The organism is Curtobacterium sp. MMLR14_002 (genome assembly GCF_001864975.1).
Taxonomy (GTDB): domain Bacteria; phylum Actinomycetota; class Actinomycetes; order Actinomycetales; family Microbacteriaceae; genus Curtobacterium; species Curtobacterium flaccumfaciens.
On the sequence record NZ_MJGT01000057.1, the window covers coordinates 1 to 16,000 of the forward strand.

Annotated in this window: 18 protein-coding genes; 12 read left to right on the forward strand and 6 right to left on the reverse strand. The window is 72.4% G+C overall.

The annotated features are described in order from the left end of the window. Nucleotides 1-65 precede the first annotated feature (65 nt). From BIU91_RS09225 to BIU91_RS09235, 3 genes are all read right to left on the reverse strand, one after another. Nucleotides 66-1,463: an FAD-linked oxidase C-terminal domain-containing protein gene (locus BIU91_RS09225; RefSeq protein ID WP_071405180.1), complete on the reverse strand. Its 1,398-nt coding sequence runs from the start codon at nt 1,461-1,463 to the stop codon at nt 66-68. 61 nt (nt 1,464-1,524) lie between these two features. Then, nucleotides 1,525-1,959 carry a VOC family protein gene (locus BIU91_RS09230; RefSeq protein WP_071405181.1) on the reverse strand — a complete coding sequence of 145 codons (435 nt, stop codon included), beginning with the start codon at nt 1,957-1,959 and terminating at the stop codon, nt 1,525-1,527. A 68-nt stretch (nt 1,960-2,027) separates the two neighbouring features. After that, a complete protein-coding gene (locus BIU91_RS09235) occupies nt 2,028-2,606 on the reverse strand; it encodes a TetR/AcrR family transcriptional regulator (protein WP_071405182.1) in 579 nt (192 codons plus the stop codon). An 85-nt stretch (nt 2,607-2,691) separates the two neighbouring features. Here BIU91_RS09235 and BIU91_RS09240 point away from each other — a divergent pair, with 85 nt between their 5' ends. Further along, nucleotides 2,692-3,573 carry an SDR family oxidoreductase gene (locus BIU91_RS09240; protein WP_071405183.1) on the forward strand — a complete coding sequence of 294 codons (882 nt, stop codon included), beginning with the start codon at nt 2,692-2,694 and terminating at the stop codon, nt 3,571-3,573. A gap of 94 nt (nt 3,574-3,667) precedes the next feature. Here the strand turns inward: BIU91_RS09240 and BIU91_RS09245 are convergent, their stop codons facing one another. Beyond that, on the reverse strand, nt 3,668-4,543 hold the full coding sequence (locus BIU91_RS09245; protein ID WP_071405237.1) for a DUF808 domain-containing protein: 876 nt from the start codon (nt 4,541-4,543) through the stop codon (nt 3,668-3,670). Between the two features lie 94 nt (nt 4,544-4,637). On the opposite strand from BIU91_RS09245, the gene BIU91_RS09250 reads away from it, so the two are divergent. Beyond that, a complete protein-coding gene (locus BIU91_RS09250) occupies nt 4,638-4,907 on the forward strand; it encodes a hypothetical protein (protein WP_071245932.1) in 270 nt (89 codons plus the stop codon). Between the two features lie 19 nt (nt 4,908-4,926). Here BIU91_RS09250 and BIU91_RS09255 read toward each other — a convergent pair whose 3' ends face one another. After that, complete coding sequence (locus BIU91_RS09255) at nt 4,927-5,337, reverse strand: VOC family protein (RefSeq protein WP_071405184.1); 411 nt, start codon at nt 5,335-5,337, stop codon at nt 4,927-4,929. Between the two features lie 47 nt (nt 5,338-5,384). Beyond that, nucleotides 5,385-5,963, reverse strand: a complete 579-nt coding sequence (locus tag BIU91_RS09260) for a TetR family transcriptional regulator (protein WP_071405185.1) — start codon at nt 5,961-5,963, stop codon at nt 5,385-5,387. A 69-nt stretch (nt 5,964-6,032) separates the two neighbouring features. Here BIU91_RS09260 and BIU91_RS09265 point away from each other — a divergent pair, with 69 nt between their 5' ends. The 10 genes from BIU91_RS09265 (at nt 6,033) to BIU91_RS09310 (ending at nt 15,905) form a co-directional block, all read left to right on the forward strand. Next, a complete protein-coding gene (locus BIU91_RS09265) occupies nt 6,033-6,791 on the forward strand; it encodes an SDR family NAD(P)-dependent oxidoreductase (protein ID WP_071405186.1) in 759 nt (252 codons plus the stop codon). Between the two features lie 130 nt (nt 6,792-6,921). Continuing rightward, complete coding sequence (locus tag BIU91_RS09270; RefSeq protein WP_071405238.1) at nt 6,922-7,335, forward strand: hypothetical protein; 414 nt, start codon at nt 6,922-6,924, stop codon at nt 7,333-7,335. A 174-nt stretch (nt 7,336-7,509) separates the two neighbouring features. Beyond that, nucleotides 7,510-8,337 (forward strand): ABC transporter ATP-binding protein, encoded by an 828-nt coding sequence (locus BIU91_RS09275; RefSeq protein WP_071405239.1) that lies wholly within the window; start codon nt 7,510-7,512, stop codon nt 8,335-8,337. 13 nt (nt 8,338-8,350) lie between these two features. Continuing rightward, nucleotides 8,351-9,199 carry an ABC transporter permease gene (locus BIU91_RS09280; protein ID WP_084740975.1) on the forward strand — a complete coding sequence of 283 codons (849 nt, stop codon included), beginning with the start codon at nt 8,351-8,353 and terminating at the stop codon, nt 9,197-9,199. A 147-nt stretch (nt 9,200-9,346) separates the two neighbouring features. Next, on the forward strand, nt 9,347-10,489 hold the full coding sequence (locus BIU91_RS09285; RefSeq protein ID WP_071405188.1) for an ABC transporter substrate-binding protein: 1,143 nt from the start codon (nt 9,347-9,349) through the stop codon (nt 10,487-10,489). A 48-nt stretch (nt 10,490-10,537) separates the two neighbouring features. Then, on the forward strand, nt 10,538-11,602 hold the full coding sequence (locus tag BIU91_RS09290) for an LLM class flavin-dependent oxidoreductase (RefSeq protein WP_071405189.1): 1,065 nt from the start codon (nt 10,538-10,540) through the stop codon (nt 11,600-11,602). Continuing rightward, entirely contained in the window at nt 11,599-12,336 is a 738-nt protein-coding gene (locus tag BIU91_RS09295; protein ID WP_253183718.1) for an isochorismatase family cysteine hydrolase, read from the forward strand. The genes BIU91_RS09290 and BIU91_RS09295 overlap by 4 nt, the downstream gene beginning before the upstream one ends. Beyond that, a complete protein-coding gene (locus BIU91_RS09300) occupies nt 12,333-13,667 on the forward strand; it encodes an NtaA/DmoA family FMN-dependent monooxygenase (RefSeq protein WP_071405190.1) in 1,335 nt (444 codons plus the stop codon). Before BIU91_RS09295 ends, BIU91_RS09300 begins: the two co-directional genes overlap by 4 nt. Before the next feature lies 1 nt (nt 13,668). Continuing rightward, nucleotides 13,669-15,390 carry an MDR family MFS transporter gene (locus tag BIU91_RS09305; protein ID WP_253183719.1) on the forward strand — a complete coding sequence of 574 codons (1,722 nt, stop codon included), beginning with the start codon at nt 13,669-13,671 and terminating at the stop codon, nt 15,388-15,390. A 14-nt stretch (nt 15,391-15,404) separates the two neighbouring features. Further along, entirely contained in the window at nt 15,405-15,905 is a 501-nt protein-coding gene (locus tag BIU91_RS09310) for a flavin reductase family protein (protein ID WP_071405191.1), read from the forward strand. Nucleotides 15,906-16,000: the final 95 nt, after the last annotated feature.

The following is a 16,000-nucleotide window of genomic DNA, read 5'->3' on the forward strand; positions in this document are numbered from 1 at the left end:
CCACCCGACGGACGGGAGGCCCGGTGCCAGCTGGCACCGGGCCTCCCGTCCGTCGTCCGCTCGGGTCAGAACGCCTTGCCCGGGTTCAGGGTCCCCGCCGGGTCGAGCGCGTCCTTCACGGAGCGGTGCATCGCGAGCACGCGGTCGCCGAGCTCGACGCGCAGGCCCGGCAGCTTCAGCAGCCCGACGCCGTGCTCACCGGTCACGGTCCCGCCGAGCGCCAGGCAGTCCGCCACGATCTGGTCGAACGCGGTCTTCGCGCGGGCCTTCGCGGCGTCGTCGCCCTCGGGCGCGATGATCAGCGGGTGCAGGTTGCCGTCGCCGGCGTGCGCGATGTTGGCGATCGTGACGTCCTGTGCATCCGCGGTCACCTGGATCCGCCGGAGCATCTCGGGCACCGCGCTCCGCGGCACGCAGATGTCCTCGGTCAGCACCGGCCCGAGCCGTTCGAGCGCCGGGTAGGCGAGCCGGCGGGCCTGGAAGAGCCGGTCGATGTCCTGGGGATCGGTGGCTCGCTCGACGTCCGTGCCACCGGCCTCGGCGAACACGTCCGCGACGTGGTCGGCGATCGCGTCCCCGGCGGCACCGCGCTCGTCGACCCGTGCGAGCAGCAGGGTGTCGACGTCCGCCGGCAGCCCGAGGTGCATCCAGTCGTCGACGGCGCGCAGGCAGGTGCGGTCGACGATCTCGAGGGCCGCGGGGATGATGCCCGCGCGCGAGATCGCGGCCACGGCGTCGCCCGCGGCGGTCAGCGAGGGGAAGTACCCGATCACGGCCCGCTCGTCACGGCCGGCCAGGGGGAGCAGCTGCACGGTGACCGACACGACGATGCCGAGCGTGCCCTCGGAACCGACCAGCAGCCCCGTGAGGTCGTACCCGGCGACGCCCTTCGCGGTCCGGCGGCCGAGCTTCACGACCGACCCGTCGGCCAGCACGACGGTCATGCCGAGCACGTAGTCGCGGGTGACCCCGTACTTGACGCAGCAGATGCCGCCGGCGTTCGTCGCGACGTTGCCGCCGATCGTCGAGATCGCCGAGCTCGCGGGGTCCGGCGGGTACCAGAGGGCGTGCTCGGCGACCGCCGCGCGGAGTGCGTCGTTGATGACGCCGGGTTCGGTGACCGCGTAGCGCTCGTCGGTGTTCACCTCGAGCACCCGGTTCATCCGCTCGAGCGACACGACGATCGAGTCGGCCATCGCGTTGGCGCCGCCGGACAGGCCGGTGCCGGCACCGCGAGGGACGACCCGGAGGCCGGCGGCGGCTGCCCAGCGGACGGCGGTGACGACGTCGTCGGTGCTGCGTGCCAGGACCACGGCGAGCGGTGCCGTGGAGTCGGCCCACTCGGCGTCGTCGTGGCGGTAGCGCTCGAGCGACTCCGGGTCGCGGAGGACCTGGTCGGACCCCAGCAGGTGTTCGAGGGCGGTGGCGTCGGCTGCGGTGGCGGATGCGGCGGTGACGGTCATGCGGGGTGGGGGTCCTTCCGGGGCGCGGCGGTGCGGTTCGGGTCCGTCGACGATACGCCGGTCAGTCCAGGCAGAACTCGTTGCCCTCGACGTCCTGCATGACGATGCACGACTCGTTCACCTGGTCCGCCGTCATCCGACGGACCTGGGTGGCGCCGAGCCCGACCAGACGGGCGCTCTCGGCGTCGAGGGCCGCGAGCCGTTCAGCGCCGGTCATCCCGGTGCCGACCCGGACGTCCAGGTGCACGCGGTTCTTCACCGTCTTGCCCTCGGGGACGCGCTGGAAGAACAGGCGGGGGCCGGCGTCGGTCGGGTCGACGCACGCGAAGGCCGAGCCCTGGTGCTCCGGCGGCAGCGACCGGTCGAACGCGTCCCAGTCGGCGAACCCCGGTGGGGGCGGCGGCACCACGTACCCGAGGACCTCGCACCAGAACCGGGCGACACGCTCCGGCTCGGCGCAGTCGAACGTCACCTGGACCTGTCGCACCGTTGCCATGGCGCCGAGGATACGACGATGCACGACCGGCGTCCGCTCAGCGTCCGCCCGCGTCCGCCCGCGTCCGCTCAGCCGAGCTGGGCGGCCGCGGCTCGGAGTTCGGCGAGCGCGGCCGTGGCGTGGTCGGCCAGTCGGTCGTCGTCGGCGCGCCCCACACCCGACCACCGCTCGAAGCCCTGCTTGAAGGCGAGGACACCCATCTCGGCGGCCAGTCGAGCGGGCGCGTCGGGGACACCGCGGCCGACCAGGGCGTCGGTCATGGCCGCGGCCATCCCGACGCTCTTCAGGGCGTCGCGCTCCTGCAGCTCGGCGCTGGCGGCGACCGCCGCTCGCAGTCGTGGTCCGAGCTCGCGGTTCAGCGGTCCCATCTCGTCCGAGGCCCGTTCCAGACCCGCGGCGACGGCGTCGAGCGGGGTGGCGTCGGCCGGTGCGTCGGTGATGCCCTCGGCGAGGAGCCGGCTCAGGGTCTCTTGCCCGGCGACGAGCAGTTCGCGCTTGTCCGGGAAGTGCCGGAAGAACGTGCTCTTGGTGACACCGGCGCGTTCGGTGATCTGCGCGACGGTCGTCTCGTCGTAGCCCTGCTCGGAGAACAGGTCGACCGCGGCCAGGACCAGTCGTTCCCGGGCCCCGGGTTCCCATCGCACCATGCGACGATCATACGCGACGGGACAATTGTCCCATCACGGGTGTACGGTGACGGTACAAAAGTCCCATCACTTCTGAGGAGCACCCATGCACGTCTTCGTCACCGGCGGCACCGGCACCATCGGCACCGCCGTCGTCACCGAACTCATCACCGCCGGGCACGCCGTCACGGCCCTGGCCCGCTCGGACCGGTCGGCCGCTGCCCTCGTCGCCGCGGGGGCGACCCCGGCCCGCGGTGCACTCACCGACCTCGACGTGCTGCGCGAGGGCGCCCGCTCGGCCGACGGGGTCATCAGCCTCGCGTTCTCGAACGACTTCAGTTCAGCGGAGGCGCTCGAGCGGGGGATCGCCGAGGAAGGCGCCGCCATGGCCGCACTCGGCGAGGCACTCGTCGGCACCGACCGCCCGTTCGTCGTCGTCTCCGGCACGCCGTGGGAGCCCGGTCGGGCCTCGGTCGAGACCGACCCGCTCCCGCTCGAGGGGCCGGTCGCGGGTCGTGCCCGATCCGTCCTCGCCGCCCTCGACCTGGCGGCACGGGGCGTCCGGGTCTCGGCGATCAGGCTGCCGCGCACCGTGCATGCGGACGGCACGGGCGGGTTCGCCGGCATCCTGACGGAGACGGCCCGACAGGCAGGGGTGGCGGGCTACCCCGGCAACGGCGAGCAGCGGTGGCCCGCCGTGCACGCCGCGGACGCCGCGGTGCTGTTCCGGCTCGCGCTCGAAGGTGCTCCGGCGGGGACCGTCTGGCACGCGGTCGCCGACGAGGGGGACCGGGTGCGTGACCTGGCCGAGGTCATCGGGCGGCGGCTCGGCCTGCCGGTCGAGCGGGTGGCCGACGAGACGTTCGGCGCGTTCGCGCCCATCTTCGCGATGGACCAGCCGGCGTCGAGTGCCCATACGCGCGAAGCGCTCGGCTGGGTGCCGACGCACCCGAGCCTGCTCGAGGACCTCGAGAACGTGCAGCGCTGAGCGCGGCCGCACCGTCAGCGGTGGGCGCTCGGTGCGCCGGACGGGAGGCACGGTGCCGGGCCGCCACGGGCCTCCCGTCCGCCGTGCAGCCGCGTCAGTGCTGCTTGCCGCGCAGGCGGCCGATGCCCAGCACGATGCCGACGACGACCATGCCCAGCGCGAGGCCGGCCACGGCCGAGACGGCGGTGTCGGCGATCCAGACGACGACGGGGCCTGCGGCCTCGAGTGCGTGCTCGATCACGTGCAGCAGGTCGTACGGTCCGTGCCAGACGGTCTCGGCGAGGTTCGCGATGACCAGGTGTCCGCCGACCCAGAGCATCGCGACCGTGCCGATGACGCTGATGACCCGGAAGACCATCGGCATCGCGCGGACGATGCGGGCACCGATCCGACGGGTGCGGCGGACGGAGTTCTTCATCATCTGCAGGCCGATGTCGTCGACCTTCACGAGCAGTGCCACGGCGCCGTAGACGACGGCCGTCATGACCAGACCGATCACGATCAGGGCGCCGAGCGTCGGCCAGAGCCCCAGGTCGGGGTCGAGGCCCGCCAGCGCGATGAGCATGATCTCGGTGCTCAGGATGAGGTCGGTGCGGATGGCGCCGAAGACGAGCTTCGGTTCGGTGACGGCCTCGTCGGACCCGCCCTCGTGGTGCACACCGAACCACTCGGTCACCTTCTCGGCACCCTCGAAGCACAGGTACGTGCCACCGAGCAGCAGCAGCCACGGCAGCACGCCGGGCGCGAAGGCCGTGAGCAGCAACGCCAGCGGGATGATGATGATGAACTTGTTGAACAGGCTGCCGAGGGCGATGCGCCCGACGACGGGGAGTTCACGAGCGGGCTCGAGGCCCTGCACGTACTGGGGCGTGACGGCGGCGTCGTCGATGACGACCCCGGCGGTCTTCGCGCTGGCCTTGAGGGCTGCGGAGAGGATGTCGTCCACCACGGCGAGCAATCCGACTGACAATGCGTTCTCCACTCGTCTGACCTGTGACCGTGCACAGCGTAGTGGCCGCGGAGCATCCTGAACGCCAGCCGCGGGGCGTCCGTAGGCTCGCGGCATGGCTGACTTCACCGCATCCCAGGCCGCCGTCGTCCGGATCGAGCGTTCCGAGCAGGGCCGCTGGGACCTCTCCGTCATCAGCGACGCCGGTGTCGCGATGGGGCACGGCGTGTACCTGTTCGACGCGGACCACGACGACGCCGAGGACGAGCAGGCCGCGGCCCTCGACTTCGTGCGCGACTACGGGTTCCGGTTCGAGCGCGACGCCGTGCAGGCCGACGGTCCCGACGCCTTCTGGGCGCCGCTGCTGCCGTCCGACCAGCAGTAGGCGCTGCAGCGCGCCGGACTCAGCGCGCGGAGTCCTCGAACCCGATCAGCCAGGTGACCCCGTGCGCGTCGCGGACGGTGCCGTCCCAGTCGCCCCACGGGCGCTGCTGCAGCGGGTCGATCACCGTGCCGCCCTCGGCGAGCTGGTCGAACCACCGACGCAGGACGTCCGGTTCCGCAGCGCCGAGCAGTGAGAAGAGCAGCCCGGTCGCCGAGAACGGGGTGTCGCCCTCGCTCGCGTCCGCGGCGAACAGCTGCAGCTCGCCGGTGAGCTGGCCGTGCGCGACGGCGTCGGCCGGGCCGTCCGTGCGGGAGAAGTCCGCGTAGGTCGCGATCTGCACCTCGCCGCCGAACACCCGCTGCCAGTGCTCGAGGGCCTGCCTGGCGGTGCCGGCGAACTGGAAGTACGGCGCGGGTCCGGTCGTGTGCATGCCCGGCAAGGTACTCCGGCGTGCGGCGTGGGGGAACCCCGGGCTCGTCAGTCGAGCAGCGCGAGTGCCCGCTCCAGGACGTCCTCCGGACGGCCGTCGCCGTGCAGTGCCCACCAGGTGAGTGCGGCGCTCGCTGCGGCGGCCAGCGTGTGGGCGCGTACTGCGACGGCGAGGTCGTCGGCGGTGACCCCGTCCCGCTCGGCCACGTACCGCAGGATCTCGTCGGTCAGGGCCGTGACCGTCGCGGCGCCGACGTGCTCGAGCGACGGGTTCGCGCGGATGACCCGGAGCCGGTGTCGGGTGACCTCGACCGCGTCGTCCGGGAACGTCGCACCGATCCGGTAGGCCGCCCGGAGCGACACCGCCGAGGGTTCGTCTGCCGGCCGTGACCGCAGGGCCTCGCGGAAGCGTGCGGCGAACTCGTCGAGACCGCCCCACACCAGCGCCGCCTTGTTCGGGAACAACCGGAAGAGCGACCGGCGACTGACCCCGGCCGCCGCGGCGACGTCGTCCATCGACACCGCGTCGAAGCCCTGGTCGTCGAACAGCCGAAGTGCGACGAGGGACACGGCGTCGGGGTCGATGGTGCGCGGGCGCCCCGTCGGACGGTCGTTCGTCGAGCTCATGGAGACCTTTCGGCACTGAGTGCTATAACCGGGTGTGGCGCAGCGAGCGCCCCGCATCGAGGAGACCACATGACCGACACCACCGCCGGACGGTTCACCGGCAGGACCATCATCGTCACCGGAGCGGGTTCCGGCATCGGACGCGCCACGGCGACGCGCATCGCGAACGAGGGCGGGCGCGTCATCGCGACCGACGTCGTGGCGGAGCGGCTCGACGCACTCCGCACGGAGCTCGAGGGCTTCGCCGTGGAGACCGTCGTCGGCGACGTCGCCGCGAGCGAGACCATCGACGCACTCATCGCCGCCGCCGGCGACCGGGTGGACGGGCTCGCCAACGTCGCCGGCATCATGGACGCGTTCCTGCCGCCGGACGAGGTCGACGACGCCACCTGGGAGCGTGTCTTCAGCGTCAACGTCACCGGCCCGATGCGCCTGACCCGCGCCGTGCTGCCGCTGATGATCGCCGCCGGCAAGGGATCGGTCGTGAACGTCGCGTCCGAGGCTGCGTTGAAGGCCTCGGCCGCCGGTGCTGCCTACACCTCGTCGAAGCACGCCATCGCCGGGTACACCAAGAGCGTCGCGTTCTTCCACGGGCCGCAGGGCATCCGGGCGAACGCCGTGGCGCCGGGTGCGGTCGCCACGAACATCGAGGCGCCGATGCGCAGCGAGTACGCGGCCCGCCGGGTCGGTCCGATCATGCAGACCACCATCCCGCCGGTCGCCCAGCCCGAGCATCTCGCCGCCGCGATCACGTGGCTGCTGAGCGACGACTCGGCGAACGTCAACGGTGCGGTGCTGCCGAGCGACGGTGGCTGGTCCGTCGTCTGACCCGTTGCTGCGGCACGAGACGCCGTCGTCACGTCGAGACGCCTCCGGAAACGGGGGCGTCTCGACGACTTCGCGGCGTCGGGCAGACACGACGGCGTACGCCGCGGTGTCGCCCGCCTACACTGCCGACATGACCGAGGTCTCCGCCGAGCGCTCCGAGTGGGGCCGGTTCGCCCCCGACTCCGTCGAACGCCGGATGCTCGAGCACGCCGGCACCGCACTCGGTGTCGTCCTGCGCCCCCGGACGGTCGTGCTCGACCGCGCACGGGTCGAGGTCGAGGGCATCGACGAGGGCGACCGGGTGGTCGTGCAGCTCGTCGCGAACCAGGGTGCCTACAAGCCCGCGTGGCGCAACAAGGTGATGGCGGACCTGTTCAAGCTCCTGTGGCTGCGCCGTTCGGTGCCCGGGGTCGAACGAGCGGTGCTCGTCGTGGCCGAACCCGCTGCTCGGGCACTCGCCGGGTGGGTCTCGGTCGCCGCCGCCGACCTGGGCGTCGAGGTGCTCGTGTGGGACGGAACCACCGCAGCGCCCTCGTCGCGCTGAGCTCCGCACCCGTTCACACGTTCGCAACACATGTGGTCCGGCTCCGTAACACGGGCGTCCTAACCTCGTCACCAGCAGCGGATTTCCGCGTCGCAGACGAACCCGAGCTCGCGACGCACGCTCTCCGCCATACGAGACCGAGCATGCGTGCTCGCCGACGGTATGGAGGAACGGATGAGCACATCAGCGGTCCGCGTGGACGCGGTGCGCAAGGTGTACGGCAGCGGCGCGAGTGCGATGGTGGCCCTCGACGACGTGGAACTGACGATCGAACCCGGACGGTTCGTCTCGCTGATCGGCCCGAGCGGCTGCGGCAAGTCGACACTGCTCCGCCTGGTCGCCGGGCTCGAACCGGCTGACCGCGGCGACGTCCGGGTGCACGGCGTCACACCGGCGCAGGCCTGTGCGGCAAAGCTCATCGGGCTCGTGCCGCAGGCCCCCGCGCTCCTGCCGTGGCTGACCGTGCTGCAGAACGTCTCGCTCGCCGCCCGGGTGAACCCCGGAGCCGGGCGTCGCCGAGCGGCCATCGGGGACCTCGAGGAACGCACCACCGGAGCCGGCCCGGACATGCGGGAGCTGCTGCGGATGGCGGGACTCGGCGAGGCCATGGACAAGCTCCCCGCTCAGCTGTCCGGCGGGATGCAGCAGCGCGCCGCGATCGTGCGGGCCTTCGGGCTGCGGCCTGACGTCCTGCTCATGGACGAGCCGTTCTCGGCGCTCGACGAGTTCACCCGCGAGAGCCTGCAGGACCAGCTGCTCGACCTGTGGGACGAACTGCGCACCACGGTGCTGTTCGTCACGCACTCGGTGTCCGAGGCGGTCCGGATGTCCGACACCGTGGTCGTGATGGCCCCGCGCCCCGGCCGCATCGTCGACGTGATCGACATCGACCTGCCCCGCCCGCGGAACCAGCGCCTGTTCGAGGAACGGCGGTTCCACGAGTACGAGGACCTCGTCCGGACCCGCCTCCACAGCGCCTGGCGCACGTCCGATGCGGCCTGAGGAGGACGGGACCATGAGCGCGACCTCCACCTCGGCGTCCACCGTCACCGCGACCGGCACCACGGCTGAAGCCGAACGGCGCAGCACCCGTCGGCCCGTGCCCGGCTGGCTCCGGCCCGTCGTCTGGCTGCCCCTCGTCGTCATGCTCGCCGTCCTGGCGGTGCTCTGGCAGCTCGGGGCGTCCGCGATGCCGTTCCTGCTGCCGCCGCTGCCCGCCGTGGGGGAGACCCTGGCGACGCAGCTGCCCTACTACCTGCAGAACGCCGGCATCACCCTGGTCGAGTCGCTCGTGGGCTTGGCGATCGGGTTCCTGGCGGCCTTCGTGCTCGCGGTGCTGACGAGCGAACTGCCGATCGTCCGCCGGGCGGTCATGCCGATCGCGATCGTCCTCAACGTGACCCCGCTCGTCGCCATCGCCCCGGCACTCGTCGTGGCGTTCGGGTTCGGGCCGTTGCCGAAGCTCGTGATCACGGCCCTGATCTGCTTCTTCCCGATCCTGATCAACACCGCCGCCGGACTGCGCTCCGTGCCACAGCCCGTGCTGCAGGTGTACCGGACGATCGACGCGTCCCGGTTCGAGATGCTCGTGCACCTGCGGATCCCGAACGCCCTGCCGTTCGTCTTCGCCGCACTGCGGATCGTGTTCCCGCTGTCCATCATCGGCGCGGTCGTCGCGGAGCTGTCGGCGTCCGGGTCGACCGGCGGTCTCGGCACCGTGATCAGCACGGCGTCGTCGATGAACCAGCTCGCCGTCGTCTACGCGGCCATCGCGATCCTCGCCGTGATGGGCGTGGTGCTGCTCGGCCTCATCACGCTCGTCGAGCGACGCGTCCTGCACTGGCACCGCAGCGCGAACGACTGACCCGCGGCCGCCCCGCGGCCCGACCGCACCACCCGCCGGAGCGAGCCCGCCCGCGCGACGTCAGCCGCGCCTCCAGGCCGACCCCGGCGACCCGTCCCACCACCCGCACCCTCCCTGCACCACCCATCCCTTCCCACAGGAGTGACCATGCAGCACAGCACCACGCAGCCCCGCAGCAAGCAGCACCGCACCAAGGCCGCCGTCGCGGCCCTCGCCACCGCCGCCGTCGCCCTCGCCCTCACCGGCTGCAGCGCCGGCTCGAGCGCCGGCAGCGCATCGGCCGAGGGCAGCGCGATCTCGTCCGAGCGGTGCAAGGAGAACAAGGACGCCGGCACGATCACGTACCTGTCCGGCTACCAGTACCAGTCGTCGGCGTCGATCCTCGAGTACATCGCGGCGGACGAGCTCGGCTACTTCAAGGACCTCTGCCTCGACGTCACCCTGAAGCCCGGGTCCGGCGACACCGCGCAGAACACCAAGCTCCTCGCCAGCGGCCAGGCCACGGTGTCCGCGGTCGCCGAGCAGGACCTCATCCAGGCCCGGGCGAACGGCATCGACATCACCGGCATCTCGTCCTACTCGAACGCCGGGCTCGACATCCTGATGACCAACGGCGACGACGTCACGGACCTGAAGCAGCTCGACGGCAAGGTCGTCGGACACAAGGGGTACGTGCCCGCGTCCGTCCAGGCGATGATGGTCAAGGCCGGTGTCGACTGGGACTCCCTGACGCTGGTGAAGGAGGGCTACGACCCCTCGGTCCTGCCCCGGAAGCAGAACGGGCTCGAGGCGCTGACCGGCTTCGTGTCGAACGAGCCGAACCTGCTGGAGGCCGCCGGTGACGACGTCAAGGTCTGGCAGCCCGTCGACTACGGCATCCCCTCGTCGATCGGCGCGATGGCCGTGAACCCGGCGTTCGCGAAGGCGCACCCGACCGCCGTCGAGGACGTCCTGCGCGCAGCCCTGCACGCCTACGACTTCTGCTCCGCGAGCGCGGCGAAGACGAAGCAGTGCGTCGGGTACGCCGCGAAGCTCTCCGGCGCGACCTACGACGAAGCCCAGAACGCGAAGATCTGGACCACCGAGACGAAGGTCATCGCGGACAACCCGACGCCGGAGCAGCCGCTCGGCGGCATCGACATGGAGAACGTGTCGAAGCTCGTCGACATGCTGCACCAGTTCGGCATCGTGAAGCCCTCCGTGACCGGTGCCGACGCGAAGGCCTGGTTCACGAACGAGTACGTCGACGCCGTCACGAAGGACGGCGAGACGGTGTGGCCGGCACCGTGAGCCCCGTCGTGACCGAGTGTTCCGCAACGACCAGAGAGGCGGCGTGAGATGCCCGCGAAGGAGTACGGGATCTTCCTCCCGATCGGCAACGGCGGGTGGATGCTCTCCACCACCGCACCCCACCCCGAGGCGACCTACGCCTGGAACAAGCGCGCGGCTTTGCACGCCGAGGCGATCGGCCTGGACTTCGTGATGTCGATGGCGAAGTGGCGCGGCTTCGGCGGCACCACCGACCACTGGGGCCGGTCCCTGGAGTCGATGACGATGATGGCCGGCATCGCCGAGGCCACCGAGCGGGTGAAGATCTGGGCGACGATGCACGCCAACGTCCACAACCCCGCCGTCGCGGCGAAGATGTACACCACCCTGCAGGACGTCTCCGGCGGCCGTGCCGGCATGAACATCGTGAACGGTGCCTACGCGGCGGAGTTCGAGCAGTTCGGGATCTGGGACGCGGCGCTCAGCCACGCCGACCGGTACCGGATGACCGAGCTCTGGACCGAGGCCGTCACGCGCCTGTGGACCGAGGACAGCGTCACCATGCACACGCCGTACTTCGACCTCGACGGCTGCGAGTCTCGTCCGCACCCGTCGGCCCGTCCGACGATCATCAGCGCCGGCAAGTCCGAGGCGGCCCGGGCGTTCCAGGCGAAGCACGCCGACGGTGCGTTCCTCGCCGCCGACAGCCTGGACGAGATGCGCGACCTGTCGCGTGACGTGCACGACCGCGCGGCCGCCGAGGGGCGGGAGTGCAAGACCTACTCGATGCTCACCGTCGTGCAGGGCGAGACCGACGCCGCCGCGCAGCGCAAGGTGCGCGAGTGGGGCGTGGGCGTCGACCGCGAGGCACTGGCCTCGATGCGGTCGTCGTGGGGCGTCCCCGCCGCGCAGGCGCGTGCCTGGGCGGACGGCGCGGTCGGCGAGGACGCGTTCCAGACGGCGTACGTCGCGGGTGCGGCGGACACCGTCACCGAGCACATCGAGTACATCGTCGACCAGGGCGAGCTCGACGGTCTGATGCTGATCTTCCCCGAGTACGACCAGGACATGGTGCTGTTCGGCGAGACGGTCCTGCCGGCCCTCCGGCAGCACGACGCGGCGGTGCTCCGGTGACCGGGGCGACGGAGGGCCGCGACACGCGGCTGGACCGCCTGCTCGGCACCGCGCCGCCGGCGGCAGCCGACGCCGCGCTGCGCCCCGTACCCGGCACCGCGCTCCGCCCCGCGCTCGTCGTCGTGGACGTGCAGCGCGACTTCGGGGAGCCGGCGCGCATCGCCCCGTACGGACTCGACGACCGTGCGTCGGCCGCCGTCGACGCCGCGGTCACCCGCATCGGTACCCTGGTCGACGAGGCCCGCTCCGCCGGCGTCCCCGTCGTCTGGGTCGAGCTCGGCAGCGACCCGGCTCGACCGTGGCGCTCGAGCACCTGGCTGCGCGGTGGTGCCCTCGACGGACCGATGCCCGACGACGAGCCCTGCCGCATCGGCACCGAGGGTGCCGAGTGGTTCCGCACGGCGCCCGCGTCCGGCGAGACGCGCGTCGTGAAGCGCGGCTACAGCGGGTTCCTGGGCACCGACCTGGAGGCCCGGCTCACCTCCGCCGGGATCGGCTGGGTCACCGTCGTGGGGCTCACGACCGAGTGCTGCGTGCTCGCCACCGCACAGGACGCGATGCAGCTCGGCTGGCCCGTGGTGGTCCCGCGGGACGCCACCGCCGCGTACGACACCGCCGTGCACGACGCCGCGCTGACGATGATCGGCCTGAACGTCGGCGTCGTCACCGACGCCGACGACGCCGTGGCGCTGTGGCGCGCAGCGGTGCCGGCAGAGACGGTGGGTGCCCGATGACCGGCATGCACCTGGCCTACGACCTGTCCTTCACCCACACCGAGGGGCGGTGGGCGGCAGCAGGCAGCTGGGTCGGCCACGACTTCCCCGACGTCCGGATGTACATGGAGGTGGCGCGGACCGCCGAACGCGCCGGCGTCGACATGCTGTTCTTCGGCGACGGCTCCGGCGTGCCGAGCACCTGGCGCGGCAGCATCGACCCGGCCGTCGAGTGGGGCATCCAGTGGCCCCGGCAGGACATGGCGCCGGTGATCGCCGCGATGTCCACGGTGACCGAGCACATCGGCTTCGGGCTCACCTACTCGTCCACGTTCACCCACCCGTTCTCGGTCGCCCGACTGCTCAACTCGCTCGACCACGTCACCGGTGGTCGGATGGCGTTCAACGTCGTGGCCTCGTCACGGGGTGCGGACGCCGCGAACTACGGGTCCGACCACCTGGTCGACCACGACCTGCGCTACGAGCGGATGGAGGAGTTCATCGGCGTCTGCCGTGCGCTCTGGGACTCCGTCGCACCGGACGCCATCGTCCGCGACCGTGCGACCGGCCGGTTCGCCGACCCCGCCGGAGTGCACCCCATCGACCACGACGGACGGTTCTTCAAGGTGCGCGGGCCCCTGGCGAGCGTGCCCAGCCCGCAGCGGCACCCCGTGGTGGTGCAGGCCGGCAACTCGCCGCGCGGCATCGCCGCGAGTGCGTCGTTCGCCGACCTGGTGTTCGGGTTCGGCGCGAGCGTCACCGGGCAGCTCCGGCACCGCGACGCCCTCGACGCGGCGCTCACCGAGGCCGGCCGTGACCCCGCCGGCGTCGGGATCCTCTGGGCCACCCAGGCCATCGTCGGCACCACCGAGGCCGAGGCCGTCACCCGTCGGGACTCCCTGCTGTCGTTCTGGAACCGCGAGGCGGTGGGCACCTTCATCTCGCACAACGCCGGGTACGACTTCTCGACCCTGCCGGCGTCGTTCCGGCTCGGCGAACTGCGCGACGAGATCGTCGCCGCGCAGGCGAGCCCGGCAGGCCTGGTCGGCAGCCTGGTCGCGGAGTTCGGCGCGGACCACACGATGGACCGTGACGACTTCTTCGAGCACGGCTGGCGGGCCGCGACCGGGCTCGACCACATGCTCGTCGGTGACGCCGCCACGGTGGCCGACGCACTGCAGGAGAACTTCGCCGCCACGGGAGGCCGCGGTGGCTACATGCTCTCCAGCCCCCTCGGCATGCCGTCCGGGTTCGCCGACCTGAGCGAGCTGCTCGTGCCGGAGCTCCGCGACCGCGGGGCCCTCGCACCGCGGTACCCGGGCACCACGCTCCGCGAGAACCTGGCGGTGTGAGGTGACCCCGGCCCGTCGGTGGCTCGCGCTCGGCGGGCTCTGCCTCGGCTTCTTCATGCTGCTGCTCGACAGCACGATCGTGTCCGTCGCACTCCCTGACGTCGGGCGTGAACTCGGCTCCGACGCGTCGACGTCCGTGTGGGTCAACAGCGCCTACCTGTTCGCCTTCGCGGTGCCGCTGCTCGTGGCCGGACGGCTCGGTGACCGGTTCGGGCACCGCCGCGTGTACCTGGTCGGGCTCGCGGTCTTCACGATCGCGTCCGTCGGCTGCGCGGCGGCACCGGGCATCGGTGCGCTCGTCGCCTGGCGAGCGGTCCAGGGGCTCGGCGCTGCGCTGCTGACCCCGCAGTGCCTCACCGTCATCCGGTCGCTGTTCGACCCGCCGCGGCTGGCCGTCGCGCTCGCCGTGTGGAGCGCCGGTGGCGGGGCTGCCACCGTTGCCGGGCCGATCGTGGGCGGGCTGCTCGTCGAGACGTGGGGATGGCCGTCGGTGTTCCTCGTCAACGTGCCGGTCGGGGTCGTCACGGCGATCGCGGTGCTCCGGTTCGTGCCGGTGTCCCCGCGCATCGTCGTCCCGCTGCCCGTGCTCGCGGTCACCGGGGTGACGGCCGGGGTCCTCGCGGTCGTCGTCGGCGTGCAGGGGACCGGAGCGGGGTTGCTCGCCGCCCCGCTGCCCCGGGCCGCCCTGGTGGTGCTGGGTGCGGGGGTCGTCGCGGTGGTGCTCACGGTGCAGCGTCGGGCCGGCGACCGGGCACTCGTCCCCCTCGGGCTGTTCCGCGACCGAGGCTTCGTCACCGGCGCGTGGGGCGCGACCGCGGCGTCGTTCTGCGTCGGGTCCGCACCGATCCCGCTGATGCTCGACCTGCAGACCGAGCGGGGCCTCGGTGCGGGAGCAGCCGCACTGGTGCTCGTACCGATGGGGGTCGCGTGCCTGGCCGCCGCACCCTTCGTCGGACGCATGACGAACACCGCGGGCCCCCGGGCGACGGCCACCGTCGGCGCGGTCCTGCTGGTCGTGTCCGTCGCCCTGACGGCCCTGCTGATCGGCACCGGTGCACCGCTCTGGGCGGTCGCCAGCGCCTTCACCGGCTTCGGGGTCGCGAACGCCTTCGTCTGGTCGCCGTTCTCGCTCGCCGCCGTGCTCGCCGCCGGCCCGAGCACCATCGGGGCGGCCTCGAGCACCTTCAACACCGTCAAGCAGCTCGGCGCCGTGCTCGGCAGCACCGTCACGGCGGTCCTGCTGGCCACCGCGACCGACGCCGTCACGCTCGGCGTCCTCGCCCTGGTCGCGGTGGTCGCGGTGGTGGCGGCACGGTCCCTGCCCACGCCCCGTCGAGCGGGCACCGTGCTCACCGGTGCCGTGGTCCACGGCGCCGGGGTCGGCCACGGCCTGGGGTTCCCCACCGCCAACCTGCTGCCCGACGCCGACGTCGTCCGGTCGGTGCCGGCGGACGGGGTCTACGTCGGCTGGCTCACGGCGGCGACCTGGCCCGTCGCCCGCGAGGCCCTGGTCTCCGTCGGGAGCAACAGCACCTTCGCCGACCGACCGCGCACCGTCGAGATCCACGTGCTCGACTTCGACGGCGACCTGTACGGCACAGCCGTCGAGCTCACCGTCGGCCGGCGCATCCGACGGCAACGCACGTTCCCCGGTCCGGACGCCCTCGTCGCCGCCATGCGTGCCGACGAGCGCCGCGCCCGGACACTTCTCGCCCGCTCCTGAACGAGGGACCCACCATGCACGACGACTTCACCGACGACCCGCTCGACATCCGCGAGGCGATCGCCGAGGTGCCCTCGGTCGTCGTGGCGATCGCCGCCCGCGTCACGGGCGTCCCGGTGGTGATGGTCGCGACGTCCTTCACGGTGGGGGTCTCGTACGACCCGCCGCTGGTGACGTTCGCCGTGCAGCACTCCTCGACCACCTGGCCGGACCTCGCCGCAGCGCCGGTCATCGGGGTCTCCGTCCTCGGCGACGAGCACGCCGCGCACACCGCGCAGCTGGCGTCGCGTGACCGCGGGCGCCGGCTCGACGGGGTGGGGACGGTCGAGACGGCCGGGGGAGCGATCCTGCTCGACGGCGCGCACTCGTGGCTCGAGTGCGTCGTCGAGGCCACCCACCGGGCGGGCGACCACGACATCGTCGTGCTGCGGGTGCTCCGGTTCGCCCGCGACCGCTCGCGTGACGCACTCGTGTGGCACCGGCCGGCGCGGCGGCGTCAGGGCGTCACCACCTGACGGACGGGAGGCCGGTGGCGACACCGCCACGGGCCTCCCGTCCGCCCTTCGCTCGCGTCGACGACGCGCGGTTCCTTCCCAGAGCGCGTGCGCTG